At 66.8% G+C, this 6,000-nt stretch carries 4 protein-coding genes and 1 pseudogene; all 5 read left to right on the forward strand.

All coding sequences use genetic code 11. The features are described 5' to 3' along the window. Positions 1-303 precede the first annotated feature (303 nt). Entirely contained in the window at positions 304-2,025 is a 1,722-nt protein-coding gene (locus LGN19_RS08830; protein WP_226214012.1) for a methanol/ethanol family PQQ-dependent dehydrogenase, read from the forward strand. An 80-nt stretch (positions 2,026-2,105) separates the two neighbouring features. Continuing rightward, positions 2,106-3,314, forward strand: coding sequence for a c-type cytochrome (locus tag LGN19_RS08835; protein ID WP_226214014.1), 1,209 nt, complete (start codon positions 2,106-2,108; stop codon positions 3,312-3,314). A 98-nt stretch (positions 3,315-3,412) separates the two neighbouring features. Further along, positions 3,413-3,727, forward strand: coding sequence for a high-potential iron-sulfur protein (locus LGN19_RS08840; protein WP_226214015.1), 315 nt, complete (start codon positions 3,413-3,415; stop codon positions 3,725-3,727). Then, positions 3,711-5,618 carry a sigma-70 family RNA polymerase sigma factor gene (locus LGN19_RS08845; protein WP_226214017.1) on the forward strand — a complete coding sequence of 636 codons (1,908 nt, stop codon included), beginning with the start codon at positions 3,711-3,713 and terminating at the stop codon, positions 5,616-5,618. The genes LGN19_RS08840 and LGN19_RS08845 overlap by 17 nt, the downstream gene beginning before the upstream one ends. Before the next feature lie 181 nt (positions 5,619-5,799). Further along, positions 5,800-6,000 (forward strand): annotated as a pseudogene (locus LGN19_RS08850) (hypothetical protein); the annotation flags it as partial.

Genomic DNA, 6,000 nt, shown 5'->3' on the forward strand with positions numbered 1-6,000 from the left:
CCGATTCCGCGCGACAGGGGAGCGTGCGACGGCCCGCCTGTCCCGCGTACTGCGCCACCTGTCATGTTTGGCAACACCTCATGCGCGGCGGTGTACCTGAATGCAACACCTCCGTGGGTGCCGGGACGCGACGCGTCCGACAGCGCATCGCGCGCGCCGCGCCGGTATGCCGCGCCGCGCCGGCTTCGCGCCGCGATGGCATGCGACTTGCGTAACGGGCACTGCACTCGGCCCGGAATCCCCACCGTGCCGGCGCGACCAACCGTTCGCGGCGGTGCGATCACAATGACTCAGGAGACAACCATGAAGAAACTCTCGGCTTCAGCGAGCCGGCTGGCGACGATCGGAATCGCGGCGGCGGCCGCCGTCGCGCTGAACCCCGGCCTCGTGGAAGCGGCCGCGGACTACCCGGCCGTGACCTACCAGCGGCTGACCGATGCACACACCGATCCGGGCTGGCTGACCTACTACCGCACCTATGACGGCCGCTCGCATTCGCCGCTCAAGCAGATCGACACGTCGAACGCGAAGGATCTCAAGCAGGCGTGGGCCTACAAGTTCCCCGCCGACCTGAAGCAGGGCTTCGAGGCCACGCCGATCGTCAACGGCAACTATCTGTTCGTGACGACGCCGAAGGACAACGTCTACGCATTCGATGCCAAGACGGGCAAGCAGCTGTGGAAATACGAGCCGAAGCTCGGCGCCGCGTCGTTCAAGACCGCGTGCTGCGACGTCGTGAACCGTGGTGTCGCGCTGTACGGCAAGAACGTCTATGTCGCGATGCTGAGCGGCGAAGTCGCTGCGCTCGACGCGCAGACCGGCAATCTCGTGTGGAAGAAGCAGATGTTCGAACCGGGCCTCGGCTACGCGTTCTCGCTGGCGCCGCTCGCGCTCGACGGCGCGATCGTCGTCGGCACGTCCGGCGGCGAGTACGGCATTCGCGGCTACATCGTCGCGCTGAATCCGGAGAACGGCGCCGAAGTCTGGAAACGCTACACGATCCCCGCATCCGGCGAAAAGGGTGCGGAAACCTGGCCCGACGGCATGCAGAGCCACGGCGGTGGCGCGGCGTGGCTCACCGGCACGTACGACGCCGCGTCCCGCACGCTGTACTGGGGTGTCGGCAACCCGGGCCCGTGGCTCGCGGCGCTGCGCCCCGGCGACAACCTGTATTCCGACTCGCTGCTCGCGCTCGACGCGAAGAACGGCAACCTGAAGTGGCACTACCAGTACACGAACAACGATACGTGGGACTACGACGGCGTGAACGCGGCCGTGCTTGCCGACATCAAGTACAAAGGCAAGGACTACGACGCGATCATCCACGCGGACCGCAACGGCTTCTTCCACGCGATCGACCGCACGACCGGCAAGCTGATCTATGCAACGCCGTTCGTGAAGGCGTTGTCGGTCACCGGCTACACGGCTGACGGCAAGCCGATCCAGGACGAATCGAAGTTCCCGAAGGCCGGCACGACGATCGAAACGTGCCCGAGCTTCCTCGGCGGCAAGAACTGGTGGTCGATCTCGTACGACCAGGAACGCAACATCGCGGTCGTCCCCGCGTTGCATGCGTGCATGAGCCTCACCGGCAAGTCGGTCAGCTACATGGAAGGCCTGCCATATCTCGGCGAAGGCTTCGAAATCAAGCCCGAACCGGGCAGCGAAGGCTACGGCGAACTGACGGCAATCGACGTAAACACCGGCAAGAAGCTGTGGAGCCACTGGTCGAAGAAGCCGTGGAACGGCGGCGTCGCGACCACCGCGAGCGGCCTCGCGTTCAGCGGCTCGCTCGACGGCCACCTGTATGCGTTCGACACGGCGACCGGCAAGGTGCTCTGGGAGAGCCCGCAACTTGCGAGCGGCATCATTTCCCAGCCGTCGGTATATGAGGTCGACGGCAAGGAATACGTCGCCGTGCTCGCCGGCTACGGCGGCGCGAACCCGATCTGGGGCGGCCCGATGGCCGACATCGCGAAGGACGTTCCGCGTGGCGGCACGCTCTACGTGTTCGCGCTCGACTGACCAGGCGCCAGGCCCGAGTCGCGCCCGCATGCGCCCGATGCGGGCGCGACGCCCTACCCGCTTCAACCGGACACACGACCATGAATACTCGTCTCACTTCCGTTACCGTTGCCAGTCTGCTCGCCGTGGGCGTGGCGCTGACACCGGCAGCCGCGTCGGCCGGCGTGCGCATCTGCACGCTGCCCGGCAGTCCGACCACAGCGCTCGACCGATCCGTTGCGCGCGAAGTGTTCCGCACCGCAGGCATCGCGGCGACGTTCAACCGGCGCGGCGTCGATGACGATGGCGGCGACGACGGCATCTCCGCCGGCGAGCTGAAGAAATCGCTCGAACGCGACTGCGACGTGATCGCAGGCTTCCCGCGCTCGGAAATCGCCGATGCGTCGGGATCCAGAATGACGTTCTCGCAGGGCTATCTGCGCTCCGGCTACGTCAGCGTGTCGTTGCGCGACGCGCCGGCCTCGTCCGGTGCAAAGGAAACGATCGCGGCCACGTACGGCAGCCCGTCGCAGCTGATCGCCGCACAGCAGCCGAACGCCCGCTTCGACCTCGAAAACACGAGCGAGAAGACGATCGGCGCGGTCGCCGCGGGCCGTGCCCAGCGCGCAATCGTCTGGTATCCGAGCGTCGTCGCGTACGAGCATGCGCACCCGCACCAGCGGTTCCAGGTTGCGGCGACTGCGTCGCCGTACTCCAGCTGGCAACTGTCGTTCGCATTCGGCCCGGGCAAGGATGCATTGCAAAAGCGCATCGACGCAACGTTGTCTCGAATGAACGGCGATGGCCGCCTCGCCTCGCTCACGCGCACGTGGGCGCTTCCGGACACTGTCACGCAAGCCGCCGCTGCGCGTGCAACCGGCCGGTTTCTCGACGGCGCGATCGCATCCGCACAACAGAGCCCGGCAAAGAACGGCTTCGTCAAGGTCTCAGCCAGCGAAGGCGACCACATACCGTCGTTCGACGAGGCACAGGTACAGCATGGCAAGAAGCTCTATGCCGACGCCTGCGCGAAATGTCACGGCGACCAGCTCGAAGGCAATACCGCCCCCGCATTGAGTGGAGAAGCCTTCGCCCCGGAGGGCAAGTCGCACATCACGGTCGGCGGCATCTTCCAGTACCTGTCGAACAACATGCCGGCCGATCGCCCCGGCAAGATGACGGCACAGGAATACGAGGATGTGATGGCATTCCTGCTTTATTCGAACGGCTACGACGCATCCAAAAACAAGCTGACCGCCGATGTCGCCACCGCGTCGAAGGCGCCGCTCATCGCCGGACCGCGCAAGTAACTTTCCCGTCCGCTTTCGTTTCGACCGACCGCCGCGCCGGGCAACAGGCCTGGCGCGCGGGCCGGATTTCATCCTTTCATCTCATTCACGATCACGACATGATCTCTTCCAATCGCAGAACCTTCTTCGTCCAGGCGGCCGGCCTGTGCGCCGCGCTCGCAGCCGGCACCCGTGCATTCGCGGCCCCGCCGCCCGTCGACGAAAACGACGCTGCCGCGAAGACGCTCGGCTACCGCGCAAAGGCCACGACCGTCGATGCGGGCAAGTTCCCGAAGTACCAGACCGGCCAGACCTGTTCGAACTGCCGCTTCTACAAGGCCGCTGCGGGCGAATCCTTCGGCACGTGCCCGATGTTCGCGGGCAAGGCGGTTGCCGCCGAAGGCTGGTGTAACGTCTATGCGAAGCTCGCTTGATCCCGGGGCCGTGCACGGACGCGACAGCGCGCCGCGTCGCGGCACGGATGCCGAACACGCGGCACATCTGCATGCGCTGATCGCGCTGGGCATCGATCGCGGTTACGTGACGCACGGCGAAATCGCCGACGCGTTGCCCGACGATGCGGCCGAACGCACGGATGTCGACGCGGCCGCACCGATGCTCCGCGAGCTCGGCATCGAGGTACGCGAGCATGCCGGCTCGCGTACCGCATGGACACTCGACCGTCATTTTGCGCAGGCGCAGGCAGTCACGCCAAGGCTCGCGGACGCATCGACGCCGCTCGTGGCCGACGATCTGCTCGCGGGCCGGACCAACGATCCGGTCCGGCTCTATCTGCGGGACATGGGCGCGACGCCTCTCCTCGAACGGCACGAAGAGATCGCGCTCGCGCGTCACCTGGAAAGCGGCCGCGCCGCATGCATCGACGCGTTGAGCCGGGATCCGGCTGCACTCGATGCCATTGCGGCGATCGCGGACGACATCCGTGCCGGCAAGGTCGCGGCGTCGGTCTACGTGACAGGGTTCGCCGGCGATGCCGAATCGCTCTTGCAAGCGCCCGCGCTGCTGCCCGACGATTCGCCCGCGGACGATACGGCACCCGACCTCGCCATGGAATCGCCGGCGCCGGAGGGCGGCACCAGCTGCTCCCTGGACAGCCCGGCGTGGCGCGATGCGGTTGCCGAATCGCTCGGGCGCGCCGGTGCGCTGGCACCGGCGATGCGGCGCTCGTTGCACGCCGACGGGTTCGCATCGGCCCGTTATCGCGCGCTGATTCGCGAGGCTGCCGCGTTGACCCGCAGGATCCGCTTCACCTCGCGCGCGATCGAGCGCATCGGTCATGCAACCAGCGAATGCGCCACCCAGGCGCGCCAGTTCGAAAAACGGCTCGTCGATACCCTGGCCGCGTCGGGCATACGTTCCGGGTCCACGCGCCACGACCTCTTCGCGCCGTGCAACGACGCGCGCGCCTGGTTGCGCGCATGCATCGCCGCGCATCCGGAATGCACCACGGCCCTCGCCCGCCACGCGCCGGCGCTGATCGACGCACGCATCGCGCTCGCCGGCCTCGCCGGCCAGTCGCCCCTGCCGCTCGACATCGCGATTGCGCTCGATGCTCGGCTGTCTCGTATCGAGCGCGCGATGCAACCCGCCAGGACGAGACTGTTCCGCAGCAATCTGCGCCTCGTCGTATCGGTCGCCAAGCGGTATCCCGATCGCGGCCTGCCGTTCCTCGACCTGGTCCAGGAGGGCAATATCGGCCTGTTGAAGGCCGTCGATCGATACGACCACCGGCGCGGCTTCAAATTCTCGACGTATGCGACCTGGTGGGTCCGGCAGGCCATCACGCACGCGCTCGCCGATCAGGGCCGAACGATACGTGTGCCGGCGCATACGGTCGACGCGCTCAACAAGCTGTCGCGGCTCGCGCGAACGCACCGGCAACGGACCGGCAATGTCCCCGACGCGCCGGCACTCTCCACGCAGATGCAATTGCCCGTCGACAAGGTACGCGAACTGATGAGCATCGTGCGCGAGCCCGTCTCCGCGGATATGCCCGTTTCGCCCGATCACGACCTCACGTTGTGCGACGTCACGATCGACCCCGACGCGCCGACCCCGGAAGACGCCGCGAGCACCGGCCAGCTTCGTACCGCGGTGGCGGCACTGATCGACGGCCTGCCCGCTCGCGAAGCGTGGATTCTTCGCCTGAGGTACGGCATCGATGTCGAAAGCGAGTATTCGCTGCGCGAAATCGGTCGGCAACTGAACCTGTCGGCCGAACGCGTTCGCCAGATCGAGGTGTCGGCGCTCGAGCGCATCCGGCAATTCGGGCACGCACCGGCGCTGCGGTCGCTGCTCGCCTGACGCGGCCGTACCGGCCAGCTTTCTGGCTTCACGCTCTCTGCTCAGGACTGCAACACACCATGCTGCATTTCTGAACGGCCTGCCGCATCGCGCTACCGTGCGCGACGTCACCCGTTGGCGCGGATCGATCGGCACGCTCCCGGCTGCCGCGGCCGTCGCCAGAGACGTGCGTCGATCGCCGATGCTGGCATGCATGTTGCGTTTTCCCGGGCATCGTCAGGCATCACAAGAACGCAAGGAGACACGCTTGTCCAAGATTGAATCGGTTCTTCACGAAACCCGCCAGTTTGCGCCGCCCGCGGCGCTCGAGCAGGCGGCGGCCATTTCCGGCATGCCGGCCTACCGTGCGCTCGCCGCGGAAGCCGAGAACGATTACGAAGGC

The sequence above is a fragment of the Burkholderia sp. AU30198 genome (assembly GCF_020419825.1).
GTDB lineage: Bacteria > Pseudomonadota > Gammaproteobacteria > Burkholderiales > Burkholderiaceae > Burkholderia.

What these genes read in the sequence shown, in the direction of transcription:
- LGN19_RS08835 (WP_226214014.1), top strand. Translation starts at nt 2,106, where the DNA reads ATGAATACTCGTCTCACTTCCGTTACCGTTGCCAGTCTGCTCGCCGTG.
- LGN19_RS08830 (WP_226214012.1), top strand. Translation starts at nt 304, where the DNA reads ATGAAGAAACTCTCGGCTTCAGCGAGCCGGCTGGCGACGATCGGAATC.
- LGN19_RS08840 (WP_226214015.1), top strand. Translation starts at nt 3,413, where the DNA reads ATGATCTCTTCCAATCGCAGAACCTTCTTCGTCCAGGCGGCCGGCCTG.
- LGN19_RS08845 (WP_226214017.1), top strand. Translation starts at nt 3,711, where the DNA reads ATGCGAAGCTCGCTTGATCCCGGGGCCGTGCACGGACGCGACAGCGCG.